General features: G+C 58.9%; 19 protein-coding genes. 5 read left to right on the plus strand and 14 right to left on the minus strand.

The window, feature by feature from the left end; genetic code table 11:
* The 3 genes from AAFM31_RS00655 to AAFM31_RS00665 are packed head-to-tail and all read right to left on the minus strand — an operon-like array spanning position 1 to position 3,323.
* Positions 1 to 780, minus strand: a complete 780-nt coding sequence (locus AAFM31_RS00655) for a Na(+)-translocating NADH-quinone reductase subunit C (RefSeq protein ID WP_341705963.1) — start codon at positions 778 to 780, stop codon at positions 1 to 3.
* Positions 770 to 1,984: an NADH:ubiquinone reductase (Na(+)-transporting) subunit B gene (locus tag AAFM31_RS00660; RefSeq protein WP_341705964.1), complete on the minus strand. Its 1,215-nt coding sequence runs from the start codon at positions 1,982 to 1,984 to the stop codon at positions 770 to 772. Before AAFM31_RS00660 ends, AAFM31_RS00655 begins: the two co-directional genes overlap by 11 nt.
* 1 nt (position 1,985) lies before the next feature.
* Entirely contained in the window at positions 1,986 to 3,323 is a 1,338-nt protein-coding gene (locus AAFM31_RS00665) for a Na(+)-translocating NADH-quinone reductase subunit A (RefSeq protein WP_341705965.1), read from the minus strand.
* Between the two features lie 351 nt (positions 3,324 to 3,674).
* Between AAFM31_RS00665 and AAFM31_RS00670 the strand changes: the two genes are divergently transcribed.
* The gene (locus AAFM31_RS00670) at positions 3,675 to 4,190 is read left to right on the plus strand and encodes a chalcone isomerase family protein (RefSeq protein ID WP_341705966.1); all 516 of its coding nucleotides are present in this window, start codon (positions 3,675 to 3,677) and stop codon (positions 4,188 to 4,190) included.
* A 62-nt stretch (positions 4,191 to 4,252) separates the two neighbouring features.
* Here the strand turns inward: AAFM31_RS00670 and AAFM31_RS00675 are convergent, their stop codons facing one another.
* A complete protein-coding gene (locus tag AAFM31_RS00675; RefSeq protein ID WP_341705967.1) occupies positions 4,253 to 5,692 on the minus strand; it encodes a glyceraldehyde-3-phosphate dehydrogenase in 1,440 nt (479 codons plus the stop codon).
* Between the two features lie 184 nt (positions 5,693 to 5,876).
* On the opposite strand from AAFM31_RS00675, the gene mfd reads away from it, so the two are divergent.
* Both mfd and AAFM31_RS00685 read left to right on the plus strand, forming a co-directional pair.
* Positions 5,877 to 9,362 carry a transcription-repair coupling factor gene (gene mfd / locus AAFM31_RS00680; RefSeq protein ID WP_341705968.1) on the plus strand — a complete coding sequence of 1,162 codons (3,486 nt, stop codon included), beginning with the start codon at positions 5,877 to 5,879 and terminating at the stop codon, positions 9,360 to 9,362.
* Positions 9,359 to 9,925, plus strand: coding sequence for a CsiV family protein (locus AAFM31_RS00685; protein ID WP_341705969.1), 567 nt, complete (start codon positions 9,359 to 9,361; stop codon positions 9,923 to 9,925). Before mfd ends, AAFM31_RS00685 begins: the two co-directional genes overlap by 4 nt.
* A 19-nt stretch (positions 9,926 to 9,944) precedes the next feature.
* Here the strand turns inward: AAFM31_RS00685 and AAFM31_RS00690 are convergent, their stop codons facing one another.
* From AAFM31_RS00690 to AAFM31_RS00710, 5 genes are read right to left on the minus strand one after another with little or no spacing between them, the layout of a single operon-like run.
* Positions 9,945 to 10,697: an S-methyl-5'-thioinosine phosphorylase gene (locus AAFM31_RS00690; RefSeq protein WP_341705970.1), complete on the minus strand. Its 753-nt coding sequence runs from the start codon at positions 10,695 to 10,697 to the stop codon at positions 9,945 to 9,947.
* On the minus strand, positions 10,694 to 11,857 hold the full coding sequence (locus AAFM31_RS00695) for a mechanosensitive ion channel family protein (RefSeq protein WP_341705971.1): 1,164 nt from the start codon (positions 11,855 to 11,857) through the stop codon (positions 10,694 to 10,696). The genes AAFM31_RS00690 and AAFM31_RS00695 overlap by 4 nt, the downstream gene beginning before the upstream one ends.
* Positions 11,854 to 12,840 (minus strand): beta-N-acetylhexosaminidase, encoded by a 987-nt coding sequence (gene nagZ, locus AAFM31_RS00700; RefSeq protein WP_341705972.1) that lies wholly within the window; start codon positions 12,838 to 12,840, stop codon positions 11,854 to 11,856. The genes AAFM31_RS00695 and nagZ overlap by 4 nt, the downstream gene beginning before the upstream one ends.
* Before the next feature lie 49 nt (positions 12,841 to 12,889).
* Complete coding sequence (locus AAFM31_RS00705; protein WP_341705973.1) at positions 12,890 to 13,378, minus strand: L,D-transpeptidase; 489 nt, start codon at positions 13,376 to 13,378, stop codon at positions 12,890 to 12,892.
* Between the two features lie 56 nt (positions 13,379 to 13,434).
* Positions 13,435 to 14,103: a TetR family transcriptional regulator gene (locus AAFM31_RS00710; protein ID WP_341706140.1), complete on the minus strand. Its 669-nt coding sequence runs from the start codon at positions 14,101 to 14,103 to the stop codon at positions 13,435 to 13,437.
* Between the two features lie 212 nt (positions 14,104 to 14,315).
* On the opposite strand from AAFM31_RS00710, the gene lexA reads away from it, so the two are divergent.
* Together lexA and sulA are read left to right on the plus strand one after the other, a co-directional pair.
* Entirely contained in the window at positions 14,316 to 14,924 is a 609-nt protein-coding gene (gene lexA, locus AAFM31_RS00715; protein ID WP_341705974.1) for a transcriptional repressor LexA, read from the plus strand.
* 10 nt (positions 14,925 to 14,934) lie between these two features.
* Positions 14,935 to 15,423, plus strand: a complete 489-nt coding sequence (sulA, locus tag AAFM31_RS00720; protein ID WP_341705975.1) for an SOS-induced cell division inhibitor SulA — start codon at positions 14,935 to 14,937, stop codon at positions 15,421 to 15,423.
* 66 nt (positions 15,424 to 15,489) lie between these two features.
* On the opposite strand, the gene AAFM31_RS00725 is transcribed toward sulA, so the two are convergent.
* The 5 genes from AAFM31_RS00725 to fadA form a co-directional block, all read right to left on the minus strand.
* On the minus strand, positions 15,490 to 15,735 hold the full coding sequence (locus AAFM31_RS00725; RefSeq protein ID WP_341705976.1) for a hypothetical protein: 246 nt from the start codon (positions 15,733 to 15,735) through the stop codon (positions 15,490 to 15,492).
* 72 nt (positions 15,736 to 15,807) lie between these two features.
* Entirely contained in the window at positions 15,808 to 16,308 is a 501-nt protein-coding gene (locus AAFM31_RS00730) for a DUF6586 family protein (RefSeq protein WP_341705977.1), read from the minus strand.
* 11 nt (positions 16,309 to 16,319) lie between these two features.
* Positions 16,320 to 18,941, minus strand: a complete 2,622-nt coding sequence (topA, locus tag AAFM31_RS00735) for a type I DNA topoisomerase (RefSeq protein WP_341705978.1) — start codon at positions 18,939 to 18,941, stop codon at positions 16,320 to 16,322.
* Positions 18,942 to 19,034: 93 nt separating this feature from the next.
* Complete coding sequence (locus AAFM31_RS00740; RefSeq protein WP_211287094.1) at positions 19,035 to 19,247, minus strand: DUF1653 domain-containing protein; 213 nt, start codon at positions 19,245 to 19,247, stop codon at positions 19,035 to 19,037.
* Positions 19,248 to 19,329: 82 nt separating this feature from the next.
* On the minus strand, positions 19,330 to 20,505 hold the full coding sequence (gene fadA, locus AAFM31_RS00745; RefSeq protein WP_341705979.1) for an acetyl-CoA C-acyltransferase FadA: 1,176 nt from the start codon (positions 20,503 to 20,505) through the stop codon (positions 19,330 to 19,332).
* Between the last annotated feature and the right edge of the window lie 21 nt (positions 20,506 to 20,526).

Genomic DNA, 20,526 nt, shown 5'->3' on the forward strand with positions numbered 1-20,526 from the left:
TTATGCCTCCCCTGCACGAAGATGTTCGAGGAACGGACCAAAGCCGTCTTCACCCAGCCAGAAACGCACCAGGTTTTCTACGCCCCGGCTGGTCAATGTGGCGCCAGCCAGACCGTCCACCTGGTGTTCGGCATTCGGGTTACTCGGATCAACCGAGCCTTTGACTACGCTGATCGCAGGCTCGCCGGACTCATCAAAGACAACCTTGCCAGTCCATTGGGCCTTCCAGTTCGGGTTATCCACCTCACCACCGAGACCGGGGGTTTCGGCGTGCTGGTAGAAGCCCAGACCCACGACGGTCTTCAGATCGCTTTCCAGCGCCATGAAGCCATAGAGGGTGGACCAGAGGCCATAGCCGTGGATCGGCAGAATCAGGGTCTTGATGCTGCCATCAGGGTTTTCCACAACATAAACGGTGGAGTAGTCGGCACGGCGACGAATGCTTGCGATGTCCTGCTCGCCATCCAGCTGCTGGGACATAGCCGGATCCTTAGAGGCCTTCTGCTGATCAAAGGTCAGCGCGTCAAGGGCATCACTGAACTCGCCAGTGCGCAGATCAACCAAGCGCGGAGTGATCTCCTGGAACTGCTCCTGAACGCTGACACTCGGATCAAAAAGACCGGCAATCTGCAGAATATTGCGCTGTTTGTCCTGCAGCTTATTGGTCGTTTGCACCGGCTTTAGCGCTACGGCAGCGGCAGAAACAACGACAGAGCAGACCAGACAGACCAGCAGCGCTACCGTGAGCGTGCGGGCAACGGATTCTTTCTTAGCGGACATTACGTGCAAGCCTCCGTTTAATGTTGGCCTGAACCACGAAGTGGTCAATGAGCGGGGCAAACAGGTTGGCGAACAGAATCGCCAGCATCATGCCCTCGGGGAACGCCGGGTTGACGACACGAATCAGGATGACCATCAGACCGATCAGGGCACCGAAGAACCACTTGCCGGTATTAGTCATGGAGGCGGACACCGGGTCAGTCGCCATGAAGATCATGCCGAAGGCGAAACCGCCGATCACCATGTGCCAGTACCACGGCACCGCGAACATCGGGTTAGTGTCGGAGCCAATGACATTGAACAGCAGGCTGGTTGCAACCATGCCGAGCATCACACCGGCAACAATGCGCCAGTTGGCGATCTTGGTCATCAGCAGAACCGCGCCGCCGATGAAGATAGCCAGCGTGGAGACTTCACCCATGGAGCCCTGCATGTTGCCGTAGAACGCGTTCAGCCAGGTCAGACCGCTGCCGACAATCTGCTCAACGCCGCCGGAGGCTGCCATGCTCAGTGCAGTAGCACCAGCGAAGCCGTCGACTGCAGTCCAGACCGCGTCACCGGACATCTGCGCCGGATAGGCAAAGAACAGGAACGCACGGCCGGTCAGAGCCGGGTTCAGGAAGTTCTTACCGGTACCACCGAACACTTCCTTACCGATCACAACACCAAAGCTGATACCCAGAGCGACCTGCCACAGCGGAATGCTCGGCGGCACGATCAGGGCAAACAGAATGGAGGTAACGAAGAAGCCTTCGTTCACTTCATGCTTACGGATGGACGCGAATACCACTTCCCAGAAGCCGCCGACCAGGAAGGTCACGGCATAAACCGGGAGGAAGTAGGCTGCCCCGTGGATCAGGTTGTCCCACAGACTTGCCGGATCAAAACCGGCAAACATGGCGATCAACGCCAGGCGCCAGTTATCCTGAGCAGCCAGCAGATCAGGGTTGCCGGCATAGATCGTGTTGGCCTGGAAACCGATGTTGTACATCCCGTAAAAAATCACCGGGAAGGTACACAGCCATACGGTAATCATCATGCGCTTGAGGTCGAGACCGTCACGCACGTGAGCAGTGGTCTTGGTGACACTGCCCGGGCGGTAGAAGAAGGTATCAATTGCTTCGTAGAGGGCGTACCACTTTTCGTGCTTTCCGCCCTTCTCGAAGTTGTGCTCGATCTTGTCGAGGAATGAACGCAGGCCCATATCAGCCCTCCTTCTCGATGCGAGTCAGGTTATCCCGAAGAATCGGACCGTACTCGTACTTGCCAGCGCAGACGTAGCTGCACAGCGCCAGATCTTCTTCATCCAGTTCCAATGCACCCAGCTTCTGAGCCATATCGGTATCGCCCACCACCAGATAACGCAGCAGTTGGGTCGGCAGGATGTCCAGCGGCATGACCAGTTCGTAATTGCCCACCGGAACCATGGCGCGCGGGCTGCCGTTGGTGCTGGTGTCAAAATTGAACAGGCGCGACGGCGCCAGCTTGGAAATGAAGATATTCAGAACCGAGTGCTTGTTCGCACCGGCGCGCAGGTAGTGCATCATCTGACGCTCGGTGCCTTCCTTCAGGACCGATACCTGCGAGTGGAAGCGTCCCAGATAGGCAACCGGACCACGGGCAACACGGCCGCCAAAGACGGAACCGGTAATCACACGGTTAGTACCCGCTTTCAGCTCACCTGCAGTCAGCTCATCCAGGTTTGCACCCAGACGGGTTTTCAGCAGACGCGGCTTCTCAACCTGCGGGCCAGCCAGAGCAACGTAACGATCAGTCCAGATACGACCCTGAGTGAACAGCACACCGAATGCGATCACGTCCTGATAGTTGATCTGCCATACGCTCTTGCTTTCACTGACCGGATCCAGGTGGTGAATATGAGTGCCCGGCAGGCCAGCAGGATGCGGGCCAGCAAAGCTTTCAGTACTGACACCACTTACGCCTTCGCCCGGCAGGCTCACGCCGTCGGCCTTGCACAGCCATACTTTAGCCAGACGCGCCAGTACCTTCAGGCCGTTTTCGAAGTCAGCGGCATGTTCCTTAACGATGACGGCCGGATCGGCTGCCAGCGGATTGGAATCCATCGCGGTAACAAAAATCGAACTGGGCTCAGCATCAACGGCCGGGGTCTTGCTGAACGGACGGGTACGCAGCGCAGTCCACAGACCGGAGCTGATCAGTTGCTCACGAATCTGTTGCGGCGCCAGACCCTCAAGGGCTTTGGCGTCATGGGCAGGAAAGGTGATGGCGTCATCGCCGTCGACGTCGATGACGACCGACTGCAGAACACGCTTTTCACCACGATTGATTGCGCTGACGACACCAGCGGCAGGCGCAGTAAATACAACGCCCGGAGTTTTCTTGTCGCTGAACAGAACCTGTCCAAGTTTGACCCGATCTCCCTCGCGCACTTCCATGGTCGGCTTCATACCGTGGTAGTCGAAGCCAACAACGGCAACACTACGCACCGCACGAGCGTCTTCAATGCGCTGTTCGGGAGACCCGGTGATTGGCAGATCCAAGCCCCGTTTGATTTTTATCATACGAATAGCCTAATCACTGTTTGAAATCTTCACGGGCGGGCTGCCAAAACAAGCTTAGATACGCTGTTGCTCCGGCCTTGACCGCGCTTGCGGGCAGCAACCGGGGCAGCCTCAAACCCCCATAAAAAATCCCGCCAAGTATAAAGAGCATGACTACTCAATGCTACCGAGCCCTTGGATTTTTCGGTTTTTTAATCGCCGCCATTAATGAAATCGATAACACTCACGCGTATTTCAGAGCGATCCTGAAACACCCGGAAACACTGTATCCGGCGAACAGAAACAGCCTTACACCACAAGCAACCACAACGGCATAAACTGAGCACAAAACAACCAATCAGGGAGACTCGCATGTCACTACCAAGCACCCTCCTGACCGCCCTGCTGCTGCTCACCTCAACAACCGCAGCGGCAACCATCGATGCGAGCTTAACCACTCGCAACCAGCACCTGGTTCGATATCTGTTCATGGATATTTACACCGCCACCCTGTACGCCCAGAGCGACAGCAATCTGACCGACGTACTCGACACCCAACAGCCAGTTCGCCTGTCATTGCAATATCACCGCTCGATTGACCGCGAAGATATGATCAAAGCCGCCGGTGTTATCCTCGAACGCCAGCACCCCGCATCCCAACTGGCACCACTGCAAGCTGATATCGACCAGCTTCACAGCCACTTCACCGACGTCAGCGAAGGAGACACCTACAGCCTCACGCGCACAGCAGAAGGTGAACTGCAACTGCACTACAACGACCAGCTTAGCTTTCGCAGTAAGACCCCTGGGCTAGCTGAAATCTATCTAGGCATATGGCTGGGACAGGACGGACTATCCGACGACCTGCGTAGCGCCCTGCTGCGCTGACCGAACAAAAAGCGGAAACAAAAAAGGCGCCAAAGCGCCTTTTTTGTTGACTACCCGATGAATCAGGCCGGGAACGCCGGCGAATTCACGTGAGCCATATCTTCCAGAATGCGAACAACCTGGCAGCTGTAACCAAACTCGTTGTCATACCAAACGTACAGAATGACACGGTTGTCGTTACAGATAGTCGCTTCAGCATCAACAACACCAGCGTGACGCGAACCTACGAAGTCAGTGGAAACCACTTCCTGCGAGTTGGTGAAATCAATTTGCTTGTGCAGCTCGGAGTGCAGCGCCATGTGGCGCAGGTAGTCGTTGACCTCGTCGCGATCGGTCGACTTTTCCAGATTCAGATTCAGAATCGCCATGGAGACGTTCGGCGTCGGAACCCGGATAGCGTTACCGCTCAGCTTGCCAGCCAGCTCCGGCAGCGCCTTCGCAACAGCCTTGGCAGCACCCGTCTCGGTGATAACCATGTTCAGCGCAGCGCTGCGACCACGACGGTTGCCCTTGTGGAAGTTGTCAATCAGGTTCTGGTCGTTGGTGTACGAGTGAACAGTCTCAACGTGGCCATTGACGATACCGAACTTGTCGTTGATCGCCTTCAGCACCGGCACGATAGCGTTGGTAGTGCAGGATGCCGCGGAGACAATTTTGTCCTCCGGGGTAATCGCCGCATGATTGATACCGTGAACGATGTTCTTCAGGTCGCCTTTACCCGGAGCGGTCAAAACAACCTGAGAGGCGCCCTTGCACTGCAGGTGCTGGGACAGACCAGCCTCGTCGCGCCATACACCGGTGTTGTCGACGACGATAGCGTCTTCGATGCCGTAGGCGGTGTAATCGATGCTAGTCGGGTCACTCGCGTAGATAACCTGGATCAGGTTGCCGTTAGCAGTGATGGTGTTGTTTTCTTCGTCGATGGTGATGGTGCCTTGGAAGGAACCATGAACCGAGTCACGACGCAGCAGACTGGCACGCTTGGACAGGTCGTTGGCAGCACCCTTACGAACCACAATGGCACGCAGGCGCAGACCATCACCAGCACCAGCTTTCTCGATCAGAATACGCGCCAGCAGGCGACCGATACGACCGAAGCCATACAGCACAACGTCACGACCCTGACGATCCTCACCGGCCTTGCCGATAACACTGGCCAGCTCGACGCGCAGGAAGGCGTTCAGGTCATCACTGCCGGATGCACGGAACTTATTGACCAGACGGGCCAAATCGATGGAAGCCGGGCCCAGGTTCAGGTCCAGCAGCTCTTTGAGAACCGGGAAGGTATCGTGAACTGACAGCTCGTTGTCGTCGATCTGACGAGCGAAACGGTGAGATTTCAGCAGACTGATAACCGAGCGGTTAACCAGGCCACGACCATAAATGGACGTGACAACGTTATGCTCACGGTACAGACGGCCAATCAGCGGAATCATCGCCTCAGCGGTGGCTTCACGGTCCGTCCAGTTTTCCAGACACTGCTCAAATTGGGCTTGAGTCACGGCTTTACCTTCCAAGTCTTGATAACCAAAGGGCGCATATTATGCTTTCAGCGCGCGCCATAGGCAATCTTCCGGACAAAATCCAGCCGGCACGGGCACAAACGCAACGAGCGCGTTAAACTGCCTGCCTTTGTCAGCCGGCCACCGGCCAGCGCGAATCCGAACCGACCTCAAGAGCCATCGCATGCCCGCACCCAAGCCGCTGCTATCCCCTCCATTGACGGCCGCCACCGGTAACCGCCTGTACTGGACCGGCCTGCAGGGCGCCGCCCGCGCCCTGGCCATCGCCGAGGGCGCGCAGCAACACGACGGGCTGAGCCTGGTGATCACACCAGATACCGCCTCAGCCGACAGCCTGGAACAGGAGCTGCACTTTTTTGCCCCGCAGTTGCCAGTCATCAGCTTCCCCGACTGGGAAACCCTGCCGTACGACCGCTTCTCGCCGCACCAGGACATCATCTCCCAGCGCCTGAAAACCCTGTTCCAGCTGCCGCGTCTCGGCCAGGGCATTCTTGTCGTGCCGATGACCACGGTGCTACATCGCTTACCACCGCGCGAGTTTCTGGGCGGTTCGGTATTACTGCTCGAGATCGGCCAGCAACTGGACATCGACCAGATGCGCATCAACCTCGACGCCGCTGGCTACCGCTGTGTCGACACCGTCTACGAGCACGGGGATTACGCGGTGCGCGGAGCACTGCTCGACCTGTTCCCGATGGGCAGCACCCTGCCCTACCGGATCGACCTGCTGGACGACGAAATCGAGACACTGCGCACCTTCGACCCGGAAACCCAGCGCTCAATCGACAAGGTGGATCGCATTCACCTGCTACCAGCCAAGGAGTTCCCGCTCGACAAGTCGGCCCTGACCGGATTCCGCGCCCGCTTTCGCGAGCGGTTCGAGGTCGATCACCGGCGCTGCCCTCTGTATATGGATCTGAGCGAAGGCCTGATTCCACCCGGCATTGAATACTACCTGCCGCTGTTCTTCGACGAACTGGGCAGTCTGTTCGACTATCTGCCAGACAACACCCGGCTATTCACCCTGCCCGGCATCGAACAGAACGCCGAACATTTCTGGCAGGACGTCCGCACCCGACATACCGAACAAGGTGTCGATCCGACCCGACCACTGCTGCCACCGGGCGAGCTGTTTCTGCCGGTTGAAGAAGCCTTTGCACTGCTGAAGCAGCATCCGCGCGTCGTTTGTCATCAGGATCGCCCGGACGAATCGCAGGCCAGTGTATTTGACTGCCCGCTGCCGCCCGAACTGGCGATCGACAACAAGCTGGAAAACCCGCTGGCGGCTCTTCAGCGCTTTCTGCAGCAACATCCGGGGCGCACCCTGTTCGTCGCCGAGACCGCCGGCCGCCGCGAAGCACTGACCGAACTGCTGGCCCGCATTCAGATCAAACCTGACGAGATCGACAGCTGGCCGGCATTCAGCGCTGCCAGCAGCCCCGTTGCCATCACCATCGCACCACTCGACCAGGGCATGCTGATCAACAGCGCAGGTGTGGCCCTGATCGCCGAAAGCCAACTGTTCGGCCAGCGCGTGATGCAGCGCCGCCGCCGCGGCAAAGCGACCGATCTCGGCGACGCGGTGATCCGCAACCTGACCGAGCTGCGCGAAGGTGCACCGGTGGTTCACATCGATCACGGCGTCGGCCGCTACCGTGGCCTGACCAACCTGACGGTTGAAGACCAGCAGGCCGAGTTTCTGGTACTCGAATACGCCGATGAGGCGACCCTGTACGTGCCGGTGGCCAACCTGCACCTGATCGCCCGTTACTCCGGCAGCGACGACGACAGCGCCCCCCTGCACCGTCTTGGCTCCGATCAGTGGCAGAAAGCCCGCCGCAAGGCCGCCGAGAAGGTTCGCGACGTTGCCGCCGAGCTGCTCGATGTGTATGCCCGCCGCGCCGCGCGCCAGGGCTTCAGCTTTGCCGACCCCGAGCAGGACTACCAAAGCTTTGCCGACGACTTCCCGTTCGAGGAAACCGCCGACCAGCTGGCCGCCATCGAAGCCGTATTCAAGGACATGACCAGCCCGCAACCGATGGATCGCCTGGTCTGCGGCGATGTCGGCTTCGGCAAGACCGAGGTTGCCATGCGCGCGGCCTTCCTCGCGGTGCACAGCGGCAAGCAGGTTGCGGTACTGGTGCCGACCACCCTGCTCGCCCAGCAGCACTACAACAGCTTCAAGGACCGCTTTGCCAACTGGCCGGTGCGGGTTGAAGTGATGTCGCGCTTCAAGTCCGCCAAGGAAGTCAAAGCCGCCGCTGCCGAGCTGGCCGAAGGCAAGGTCGACATCATGATCGGCACCCACAAGCTGCTGCAGGGCGACGTCCAGTTCCAGGATCTCGGCCTGGTCATCATCGACGAAGAGCACCGCTTCGGTGTGCGCCAGAAGGAAGCGCTGAAGGCGCTGCGTAGCGAAGTCGACGTGCTGACCCTGACCGCCACGCCGATTCCACGCACCCTGAACATGTCATTCTCCGGCATGCGTGACCTATCAATCATTGCCACGCCGCCGGCGCGACGGCTGTCGGTTAAAACCTTTGTCATGGTGCAGCAAAAACCCGTGGTCAAAGAGGCAATCCTGCGTGAGCTGCTGCGTGGCGGTCAGGTCTATTACCTGCACAACGATGTCGAGACAATCGAGAAGTGCGCAGCCGATCTGGCCGAACTGGTACCAGAAGCCCGCATCGGCATCAGTCACGGCCAGATGCCCGAGCGCGCGCTGGAGCAGGTGATGCGCGATTTCTATCACCGCCGCTTCAACATTCTGGTCACCAGTACGATCATCGAGACCGGCATCGACGTCCCCAGCGCCAACACCATCATCATCGAGCGCGCCGACAAGTTTGGCCTGGCACAGCTGCATCAGCTGCGCGGACGCGTCGGCCGCAGCCACCATCAGGCCTATGCCTACCTGCTAACCCCGGAAGGTCGCAAGATCACCAGCGACGCCGAGAAACGCCTGGAGGCCATTGCCGGCGCCCAAGACCTTGGTGCAGGCTTTACCTTGGCCACCCACGATCTGGAAATTCGCGGCGCAGGCGAGTTGCTGGGCGAAGGCCAGAGCGGCCAGATTCAGGCAGTCGGCTTTACCCTCTACATGGAAATGCTGGAACGCGCCGTCAAGGCGATCAAGCAGGGCAAGCAACCGGAACTGGAGCAGCCTCTTGGCGGCGGAACCGATATCAATCTGCGCCTGCCCGCACTGATTCCCGAAGAGTACCTGCCGGACGTCCACGCCCGCCTGATCCTCTACAAACGCATCGCCAACGCAGCGGACGAAGAAGCGCTGAAGGATCTGCAGGTTGAGATGATCGACCGTTTCGGTCTGTTGCCCGAGCCGGTCAAAACCCTGTTCCGCATTACCACACTTAAACTGCGCTGCGAGCCACTGGGTATAACCAAGGTCGACGTTGGCGCGGAGCACGGCCGGATCGAGTTTGCCGCTGACACGCGGATCGACCCGATGGTGCTGGTGCGCATGATTCAGGACAGCCCGCAACGCTATCGACTTGAAGGCGCAACGGTATTTCGCTTCAATTCGCCCATGGGCAACGCCGAGCTGCGCCTGAATACGGTTGAAGCCTTATTTGAACGCCTCACCGAAACCCCGAAAGACACCCCTAAAGGCAAAGGAAAACGCCCATGAAACTGTTGAGCAAACTGCTCTCCGTCGCCCTGCTGTCCACCCTAGCCTGCGTTTCGCTGTCTGCCAACGCTGAAGACTATCTGGTTGAGGTGGTGTTCTTCGGGCAGCCATCTGCGCCACTGGTTCAGGGCACGCCTCCGGACCTGGACTGGGCTGCCGAGGCAGTTGACCTCGAAGGGACCGCACGCACCGACGTACGCACCATCGATCAGACGCGCTACCGGCTGAGCAACCAGGCTCGCAAGCTGGAGCAAAGCGGTTATCAGATATATCTGCATCAGGCTTGGACTCAGCCGCTGGACAATGATCTGATCGTCGCCCTGCATCGCGGCAATGCCGACAATGGCATCTATCCCATTCAGGGATTGGTCAACCTGCGGCAGGAGAACCTGACTGAACTGAAAGTCGCGTTCTGGCGTAATCGTTCGGCAGCAGAGCTGCAACTGCAGTCCGAAACGCCGCTAATCTCAGAGTTTCTGCATCAAACCCGCGCCTTGCGCCCGGGCGAGGTTCATTATCTGGACCACCAAAGCCTTGGCATGCTAGTAACCATCAGCCGCTGAACGGACGACCACCGCGCGCTCAGGCGCGCGGTGAGGCCTTGAGAACCTGCTGCAGCACCGCCTTAACCTGCTGCATCCCGGCATGAACAACCGCTTCAATCGCCTCCATGGTGATCACCTCCGTCGCCTTACCGGCAGCCGGGTTCACCACCAGTGCCAGACAGGCGTACGCCACATCCAGCTCTCGAGCCAATGCGGCTTCCGGCATGCCAGTCATACCCACCAGATCAGCACCATCACGCTCGAGCCGCCGAATTTCCGCCGCCGTCTCCAGTCGAGGCCCCTGGGTCGCAGCATAGACGCCGCCAGGGAGGCACTGATGCCCGTGCGCACGGAGCGCTCCAAGTAATTGCTGACGCAACGACTCGTCGTAAGGCGAGGTGAAGTCAATATGCGTCACCGCCTCCAGATCATCCTCGAAGAACGTAGAGGCCCGCCCCCAGGTGTAATCAATCAGCTGGTCCGGCACACAGAATGCACCGGTACCCAGCGCTGGATGAATCCCGCCGACCGCGTTGACCGCAATGATGCGATCAACACCGGCTTCACGCAGGGCCCAGATATTGGCGCGATAGTTCACCCGGTGCGGCGGTATACGATGCGGGTGACCATGGCGCGCCAGGAAGCAGACCAACTGTCCACCGATGCGCCCTCGCACCACGGGTGCTGACGGCTCTCCCCACGGCGTCTGAACCTGGTCTTCGCCCTCAATCTCCAGCCCGTCCAGCGCACTGAGGCCGGTACCGCCGATAACGCCCCAAGTTCCGCTCACGCGTCGTTCTCCTGCAGCTCACGCGCAGACTCACGCAGCCGCCCGCCAGCATCCTGAGCACTACGCAACTCGAGCGCATCCGGCAAATGAATGGTCGACGTCGGGAACGCGACCTGCGCTTCATGCTTCTCGATAATGGCCAGAATCTTGAGCAATACATCTTCTTTCACGCGATGGAATTCAGCCCAGACTGGCGTAGTGAAGCAGTAAATAAAGAAGTCGACCGAAGACGGCGCACAGCGATCAAAGAACACCATCAGCGTCTGCTCCTGATCGATATCCGCGTGACTCTGCAGCATCTTGCGCACGTCGGCCACGATCGGCTCCATGCGCTTGATATCGTCATAACGAATGCCGATATGCTCGTAGATCCGCCGATGGGTCATGCGCGAGGGGTTTTCCACCACAATGTTGGCGAACACTGCATTGGGGATATACAGCGGACGCTTGTCGAACGTGCGAATCCGCGTCAGGCGCCAACCGATCTCCTCAACCGTCCCTTCGATATTGCGATCCGGCGAGCGCACCCAGTTACCGACCACGAACGGACGATCAAGATAAATCATCAAGCCGCCGAAGAAGTTGGCAAGCAGATCCTTGGCAGCAAAGCCAACGGCAATACCACCAATACCACCGAATGCCAGCACCCCGGAAATGCTGTAACCCAGCGATTGCAGCACCACAAGCGCCGCGGTAATGACCACTGAAGCCCGCAGCAGCTTGCCTATCGCGCTAACGGTGGTCTGGTCAGCCGGCGTCTCGCGATAATAGGGGTCCACCAGGCGCCGCTCGACCTGCTGCATCATGCGCAAAATGAACCAGGTCAATAGCACTATCAGCAGCACGCGCTGTACCTGATCAAGCACGTGCGCCAGGCTCTCGTCCATCTGCACCGCAGTAATCCGAGCCGCCCACATCAGCCCCATGCTCCAGATCAGCACCCAGGCTGGCCGACGCGCCGCGCCCACTAGGGCGTCGTCCCAAATATTGCGGGTTTTCTCTGCACGTTTCTGCATGTGATCCAGCACACGCTTGGCGATGTAGGCGCTCACCAACGATGCCAGCACCACGGCAAACACATGATAGATCCAGGCCTCGCCAATCAGCGGAAGCTGCTCAAGCTGCAGCTGCTCCGGCAGCTGTTCAATGAAGTCATTCAAACCAGATCAAACTCCCTCAACAAAGAAACTGCCTGATGCCACTCAGGCGCCGCACGGTAGTCAACACCGGCCGGTGTGCACGTCAGCATGCGCGCGATCCGGGCCGGGCATTGCAAACCTTGCTTCTGCGCGTGCACCAAGCCCTCTTCCGCCGCCGCACGATCATTACAGATCAGCAACATGTCGCAACCCGCCGCCTGCGCCGCATCAACCCGTTCAGCCATACCGCCAACCGCATGCGCACCGGCCATGGTCAGATCGTCACTGAAGATAACCCCATCAAAACCCAGCTCCGCCCGCAGAATGTCCTGCAGCCAGCGGGTCGAGAAACCAGCCGGCAAGGCATCGACCTGCGAATACACAACGTGCGCCGGCATAATCCCATCGAGTTTGCCCGCAAGCGCCGCAAAGGGCACGAGATCAGTACGTCGAATCTCATCCAGCGGGCGCTCATCGACCGGCAGCGCAAAATGTGAGTCCGCTTCAGCCCAGCCGTGCCCCGGAAAGTGCTTGCCGGTAGCGGCCATACCCGCCGCGTGCAAACCATCGATATAGGCGGCCGCCAGCCGCGCAACCCGCGCAGGATCGCCACCCAGCGAACGGTTACCAATCACCTGGCTACGGCCGTAATCAAGGTCCAGGACAGGTGCAAAGCTGATATCGATACCGCAAGCGAGCATCTCCGTCGCCATAACCCAGGCCGCCGCCTGGGCGACAGACTCGACACGGCCGTCGTCAACCGCAGCCACATCCGCCAACGCCGGCAAGCGCAGTACGTCGCGGCGCAAGCGCTGGACCCGCCCACCTTCCTGGTCAATCGCAATCAGCATGTCCGGACGCTCCTTGCGGATTGAGCGCACGAGCTCAGCAACCTGACGGGGCGACTCGGTATTGCGCGCAAACAAGATCAAGCCGGCGACTTCCGGTTGACGCAACAACTGCCGATCCTCTGCTTCCAGCCAAAGGCCAGGCAGATCCAACATCAAGGCACCCTGTTTCAATATTACTTCTCCTGAATACGGTAACGCGCCCTCAAAGCGCATCAATCTGAACGCTACAACCGACCGGTGTGCGTTCGAACAGTTCCAGCATGTCGGCATTGCGCAGACGGATGCAGCCATGAGAAAGCGGCTCACCCATCGGCTGATCGTCACCAGTACCATGCAAATAGATATAGCGGCGCTGGGAATCGACCCGACCACCACGATTGAATCCGACCTGCTCGCCGCAGAGCCAGAGAATACGCGTCAGGATCCAGTCCCGTTGCGGGAACCGATCCGCCAACGCTTGCGACCAAATCTCGCCAGTAGGACGCCGGCCGATAAACACCGCACCCAGCGGCAAACCATCGCCAATGCGCGCACGCACGCGGTGGGCACCGCGCGGCGTACATCCGGACCCCTCCTGCTCGCCAGGCCCGTTAAGTGCAGTAGAAACGATATAGCGACAGACCGGCTCACCGGCGCGGTAGCCGATTAGCGTCTGATCGTTCAGGGAAATATGGATATGATCAAGCTGCATGTCACCTCCGGCGCTGCGCACACCTTAGCGGACAGCGCAGCGCAGGTAAATGCAGCCTAGAGTGCCACCACTTCGGGGCTCGCAAGCGCAGCGCTTTCAGCGCGCATGCCTGCGGCCAGGAAAGGCACCATCAGGCGCAAGACATCATCTACGGGACGAGGCTCGCCCAGCTCGGCTTCCGCAATGGCCCGCAGCGCCTTCATGCTCGACATGGTGAACGCTGCACTACCAAGCATAAAGTGCACGCGCCAGAACAACTCCTGCGGAGGTATGCCCGGCACCGCACTGACCAGAAGTTGCATATAACGCTGAAATACCTTGCCATACACTTCACTGAGGTATTTGCGCAAATGGCCTTGGCTCTGATTGAATGCCAGACCAAGCAAGCGCATGAAGGTAGAAAGGTCATTACCACTACGCGGCTTCACTGCTAGCGCCTGATGCACCAGCATCTCCAGCAGAGCCTCGAGCGTCAGCGGCGTGTCCTTGTCCCGCGACTCACGCAAGTCCAACTCTTTCTCAAGGCTGCTGACGAATGGATCAAGGAAGCGCACGAATACCGCTTGAATCAGCGCCTTCTTCGACCCGAAGTGATAGTTAACGGCGGCCAGATTTACGCCCGCCTTGCTGGTGATAAGGCGCAGAGAGGTTTCAGCAAAACCTTTTTCGGCGAAAAGCTGTTCAGCGGCGTCAAGAATTCGCTTGACCGTGTCGGACTGCGCCATGCGCTCCCCCAGTGAGACAAACAATCGTTTCAAACATACGTTTAAAACGAATTTAGTGTCAACCCCAAGCCTGCTCCCCGCGCCAATCAGTCGCGCCACTCTCCCACTCCTTTATCAATCCGCTCAAGTAAACGGCATCAACATTGGGGGTTGCCGAGACAAAACAACTGTATATAATCCCAGATACTGGATAAAAACACAGGCTAACCGCGATGCAGAAACTAACCGCGCGACAACAGCAGGTTCTGGCATTCATCAAGGAATACATGGACAGCAATGGCTATCCGCCGACCCGGGTCGACATCGCCAAAACCTTGGGCTTCAAATCGCCCAATGCCGCCGAAGACCACCTGCGCGCGCTAGCCCGCAAAGGCGCAATCGAGATGATCCCCGGCGCATCCCGTGGCATCCGACTGCCAGAGTCAGAGAACGAAGCAAACGATGATCAGTTACCAGTAATCGGCCGGGTCGCCGCTGGCGCGCCCATCATGGCACTGGAAAACATCGAAGATCATTGCCGCATATCCCCCGACTTTTTCACCCCGCGCGCCGACTACCTGCTGCGCGTTCAGGGAGAAAGTATGAAAGACATCGGCATCATGGATGGCGACCTGCTGGCCGTGCACCGCACCAGCGAAGCTCGAAATGGCCAAGTCATCGTCGCGCGCATCGGCGAGGAAGTGACCGTCAAGCGCTTCCAACGCCAGGGCCGCAAAGTGTCGTTGATTGCAGAAAATCCGGACTTCAAGCCAATTGAAGTCGATCTCGCAGAACAGGAACTTACCATTGAAGGTTTAAGCGTCGGAGTTATCCGCCGCTGAGGAGCTGATCATGCAGTACGCCCGCACCGAGCAACAGACCCTGACTCAGACTGACCTGTTTCATAACGCCTTGATGGCGACACGTCTCAAGCACCACGCCTTCGAGCAACCCGTTCACGCCAGCCCGCAAGAGGATGAGCCGGACGGCAGCTACAGCGAGATGACGCTGCAAGGCAGCGCCCGTCAATGCTTGCAGTGGCTGGCTCCGGTATTGCGCGAACTAAGCCAGAAGGACTGCCGCCGCTGGCTTACGCTGATCGACCCGCCTGCCTCGGTTAGCCAACAGTGGCTGCGAGGGGCCAACCTCGACCCTCAGCGCATCATGATTGTGCGCTCCAAGGCTGGCATGGATAGCCTTAAGCTCTGCTGTGACCTGCTCAAGATGGGCGGCAGCCATACCGTCGTCAGCTGGCTCGACCGCGACAGCTGCGTAGCCCCTCGCCTCGAGCGTGCGGCGCAGGTCGGTCGCTGCCAGAGCCTGAACGTTCACCTTGGCTGAGAGCAGATACAAAAAAGGCCAGCTAGCTGCTGGCCTTTCTGGTGCTCATGGCACGTCCAAAATCACTTAGTGCAGAACGCGACTTTCAGGAATAACCTCGTCGTCGCCATCGTCCTCATCCATCATCTGACCCGCTGCCTGCATACCAGCGCTGATCATTGCCTTGGCAACTTCGATATAACTTTCCTGCAGATACTCGCGCGCATCGCGGGAGAATTCGATCACCACCAACGGCTCACCTTCTTCGTCGGAACGGCGCAGAGCAACCTTGCCGTTGGCGAGCTCGACGATTTCAAGGAAGGGTGAAGGCATTGCGGAGATCTCCTGTCTGAACTGCGCGCAGTGTAACACAGCGCCGCATTCAGGGCATCCGCGATCCCGCCGTCACCACTCCTGCATGCCGTCCCGATAGGCCCGTACGCGACGGGAAATTTCCTGCAACGCCTCCTCCGCCTGCCCGCTGGTCCATTCGGCGACAGGAGTAGCACTGGTAGCAATCAGAGAGTTGGTCGAGTTATCGACAGGCTGCGGCGGCGCCTGCAGGCGTTGCCAGGCAGCAATAACACCCGCGAGCCAAGTTTCCGAGTTGTCGGCCAACTCGGTCAACTCAGCCAATTCAGGGCCGGGAAAACGCGTCACCACGGAGGGAATCAACACGCCCTCCACATCACGCGCATCGACCAGCGGCCAGCGGTAGCGATCCGCAACCTCATGAATCAGCGCCAGAACACCCCGATACAGGTGAAACACCGCATGCTCACGATGGTACTGCGCCTGCGTCAGCGCATCGATCGCATCACTCTGCTCCGCCTGCTGCCAGGATTCGATAGCCCGGCGAGCAAAGTACAACGCCTGATTGGTGCGGGTATAGACTTCGTTAGCCATGGTTGCCTGCCTTACCGCTTGGCCTTCTTGCTGCGACCGTCATCCACCGACCACCGCTTGCCATCATGGAATGCCCGCCATCCTGTGGGCTTACCCTCAACCTCGGTCTGCACATACTGCTCTTTAGTCTTGCGACTATAGCGCACGACGGTCGGATTACCGTCCGGATCAGCCACTGGCGCATCGAGCAGGAAATGATACTTCGGATCGATCTCCGACTTGTGCGGAATCAACTCCTTGACCAATGGCGCCCGAGTTTCCCGGTTTTTCGGGAACTGGCTTGCCGCCAGGAACAGGCCGGAGGCACCGTCACGCAGCACATAGACGTCGTCGACCTTCTCGCACTTGAGCTCTGGCATCGGCACTGGATCAGCCTTCGGCGGCGCAGCCTCGCCGTTGCGCAACAGCTTGCGGGTGTTCTTGCACTCGCTGCTGGTACAACCGAAATACTTGCCGAAACGCCCGGTCTTGAGCTGCATTTCGCTGCCGCACTTGTCGCATTCGAGCGTCGGGCCGTCGTAGCCTTTGATCTTGAACTGACCCGCTTCAATCTCAAAACCCGAACAGTCCGGATTGTTACCACAGACGTGCAACTTGCGCCGCTCGTCGATCAGGTAACTGTCCATGGCGGTACCACAAATAGCACAGCGGTGCTTGCCACGCAGTACGCGCGACTCGCCCTCTTCATCATCCGCTGCCACCTCGTTGCCCGGCACCAGATTGATGGTCGCCTTGCAACGCTCTTTCGGCGGCAGCGCGTAGCCGGAACAGCCGAGAAACACACCGGTCGAGGCGGTGCGAATCATCATCGGCCGACCGCAGTCCTGGCACGGGATGTCGGTCAGCGTGGGCTGATTTGCGCGCATGCCCTTGTCTTCGCCAGACGCAGACGCGGCACCCAGCTTGGCACTGAAATCGGCGTAAAAGTTGTTCAGCACCTGTTTCCAAAGCACCTCACCGTGAGCCACGTCATCCAGCGACTCTTCCATCTTTGCAGTGAAGCCATAATCCATCAGGTTCGGAAAGCTTTCATTCAGGCGCTCAGTGACGATGTCGCCCATCTTCTCCGCATAAAACCGGCGGTTGTTGAGAGTGACGTAGCCACGATCCTGAATCGTCGAAATAATCGACGCGTAAGTGGATGGGCGACCGATACCGCGCTTCTCCAGCTCCTTTACCAGGCTCGCCTCGGCGTAGCGCGCCGGCGGCTTGGTAAAGTGCTGCTTGGGATCCAGGCCCTGCAGCGCCAGAACGTCATCGACCTTGATCTCCGGCAACACCTCGTCTTCGCCACCCTTGCCCTGCTGCGGCATCACACGGGTATAACCATCAAACTTGAGAATACGGCCCTTGGCACGCAGCTCAAACTCGCCAGCAGCCACCTGGATACTGGTCGACAGGTACTTGGCCGGCGTCATCTGACAGGCCACGAACTGACGCCAGATCAGCTCGTACAGGCGCTCAGCATCGCGCTCCATACCCTTGAGGTCGGTCTGCTTGAGCTTAACGTCGGAAGGACGGATTGCTTCGTGCGCTTCCTGCGCTCCTTCCTTGCTGCTGTACAGGTTTGGCTTCTCCGGCAAATAGGCTTCGCCAAAGTTGCTTTCGATATAGCCACGCGCCATCGCAATGGCGTCCGCCGACAGATTAGTCGAATCGGTACGCATATAGGTGATGTAACCAGCCTCATAAAGACGCTGGGCCATCATCATGGTTTTCTTGACGCTGAAGCCCAGGCGCGTGCTCGCAGCCTGCTGCAGCGTTGAGGTGATAAAAGGCGCGTTGGGGCGCGAGCTGGTCGGCTTGTCCTCGCGCTTGACGGCCTTGTACGCCGCTTTTTCCAGCACAGCCAACGCCGCGTCAGTCTGCGCTTTGTTGGTCGGACGGAAGGTCTCACCGTTCTGTTTTACCACCTCAAAGCGAACGCTTTCAGCTTTGGGCGTATTGAGGCGCGCATGAACTTCCCAGAACTCTTCTGGTACAAAAGCACGGATTTCACGCTCACGGTCAACGATCAGCTTGACCGCTACCGACTGCACACGGCCAGCCGACAGGCCACGGGCAATTTTCTGCCACAGCAATGGCGAGACCATGTAACCCACTACGCGGTCGAGAAAGCGACGCGCCTGCTGGGCATTGACCCGGTTCATATCCAGCTCACCGGGTTCGGAGAAGGCCTCCTGAATGGCCTTCTTGGTAATTTCGTTGAACACCACGCGCTTGTAGCGCGAGTCGTCGCCGCCGATGCTCTCGCGCAGGTGCCAGGCGATGGCTTCCCCTTCGCGGTCCAAGTCCGTTGCGAGATAGACGGTGTCAGCATCCTTGGCCAGACGACGCAATTCGTCGACGACCTTCTCCTTGCCGGGCAGGATTTCGTAGTGCGCTTTCCAGTCGTTCTCAGGATCGACACCCATGCGCTTGACCAACTGGGCTCGCGCCTTCTGCTGCTTCTCCTGCTCGCTGGCGGCGACCTTACGGCCACCCTTGGGTTTGCTTTCGGTCTTGCCACTGCCGCTGGTGGGCAGGTCGCGAATATGGCCGATACTCGACTTCACCACATACTCGTTGCCGAGATACTTGTTGATTGTCTTGGCCTTGGCTGGCGACTCCACAATGACCAGTGCTTTTCCCATGGATACTTGTTTTCCTGACCCGAACTGAACTCGAAACTGGCGACTCAGCCACATCGCTCGGCAGATTGCCGGATGGACTGGAGGGGCCAGAGCCTACACGTCTTCGCTGATAAAGGTAAAGCGCGGATGTGACTCCCCGTCAACCTCAACCACTTCATTGAACATGGCCAGCGGCCTTACCCAAAGATCGAACTCGCCATACAGCGTTCGATAAACAACCAACTGCTCCTCGGTCTCAGAGTGCCGCGCCAGACCAATGACTTGATAGTCCTTTCCTTTATAGTGCCGATAGCGCCCGGGACGCATTGTTGAACCTCCTCTGCCCACTGACAGCATCAATAAAAAAGCCGAGGCACAAGGCCTCGGCTTCCTGTAACACCTACTGACTTCAGACGCGCTCGAAGACCGTGGTGATACCCTGACCCAGACCAACGCACATGGTAGAGATACCAATGGTGCCGCTGTTCTGTTTCATGACGTTCAGCAGGGTGCCGGAGATACGCGCACCGGAGCAGCCAAACGGGTGACCCAGGGCGATCGCGCCGCCGTGCAGGTTCACCTTCTCGTCCATCTTGTCCAGCAACTTCAGGTCTTTCAGGACCGGCAGAGCCTGGGCGGCGAAGGCTTCGTTCAGTTCAACGAAGTCGACGTCATCCATGGTCAGGCCAGCGCGCTGCAGCGCCTTCTTGGTGGACGGAACCGGGCCGTAACCCATGATCGCCGGATCAACGCCCGCAACCGCCATGGAACGGATGACAGCCAGCGGCTCCAGACCCAGGGCCTGAGCGCGTTCGGCAGACATCACGATCATGCAGGAAGCGCCGTCAGTGATCTGCGAGGAGGTACCCGCAGTAACGGTACCGCCTTTCGGGTTGAACGCCGGACGCAGGGCAGCCAGGCTTTCCAGAGTGGTCTCCGGACGAATGGTTTCGTCGGTGGTGAACACTTTCAGGAAGCCGTTCTCGTCGTGGCCTTCCATCGGGATGATTTCATCCTTGAAGTTGCCTTCGACAGTGGCCTTGTGCGCCAGACGGTGAGAACGCTCACCGAAGGCATCCTGCTGCTCGCGGGTGATGCCATGCATCTTGCCCAGCATTTCAGCAGTCAGACCCATCATGCCGGACGCCTTGGCGGCATACAGCGACATGGCCGGGTTCGGATCAACACCGTGCATCATGCTGACGTGGCCCATGTGCTCGACACCACCAACGACGAACACATCACCGTTACCGGTCATGATCGCCTGAGCGGCGGTGTGCAGTGCGCTCATCGACGAACCGCACAGGCGGCTGACAGTCTGCGCAGCACTGGTGTGCGGAATCGGGGTCATCAGCGACGCCATGCGCGCGATGTTCCAACCCTGCTCCAGGGTCTGGTTTACACAGCCCCAGATCACATCTTCAACTTCTGCCGGATCGATCTTCGGGTTACGTGCCAGTACGCCAGTGATGAGGTTGGCGGACAGGGTTTCAGCACGCACGTTGCGATACATGCCGCCCTTGGAACGGCCCATCGGGGTGCGGCCGAAATCGACAATTACGACGTCTCTCGGATTCAGGCTCATAGATTTACTCTCGCTCTGTAC

The organism is Halopseudomonas sp. (assembly GCF_038130085.1).
Taxonomy (GTDB): domain Bacteria; phylum Pseudomonadota; class Gammaproteobacteria; order Pseudomonadales; family Pseudomonadaceae; genus Halopseudomonas.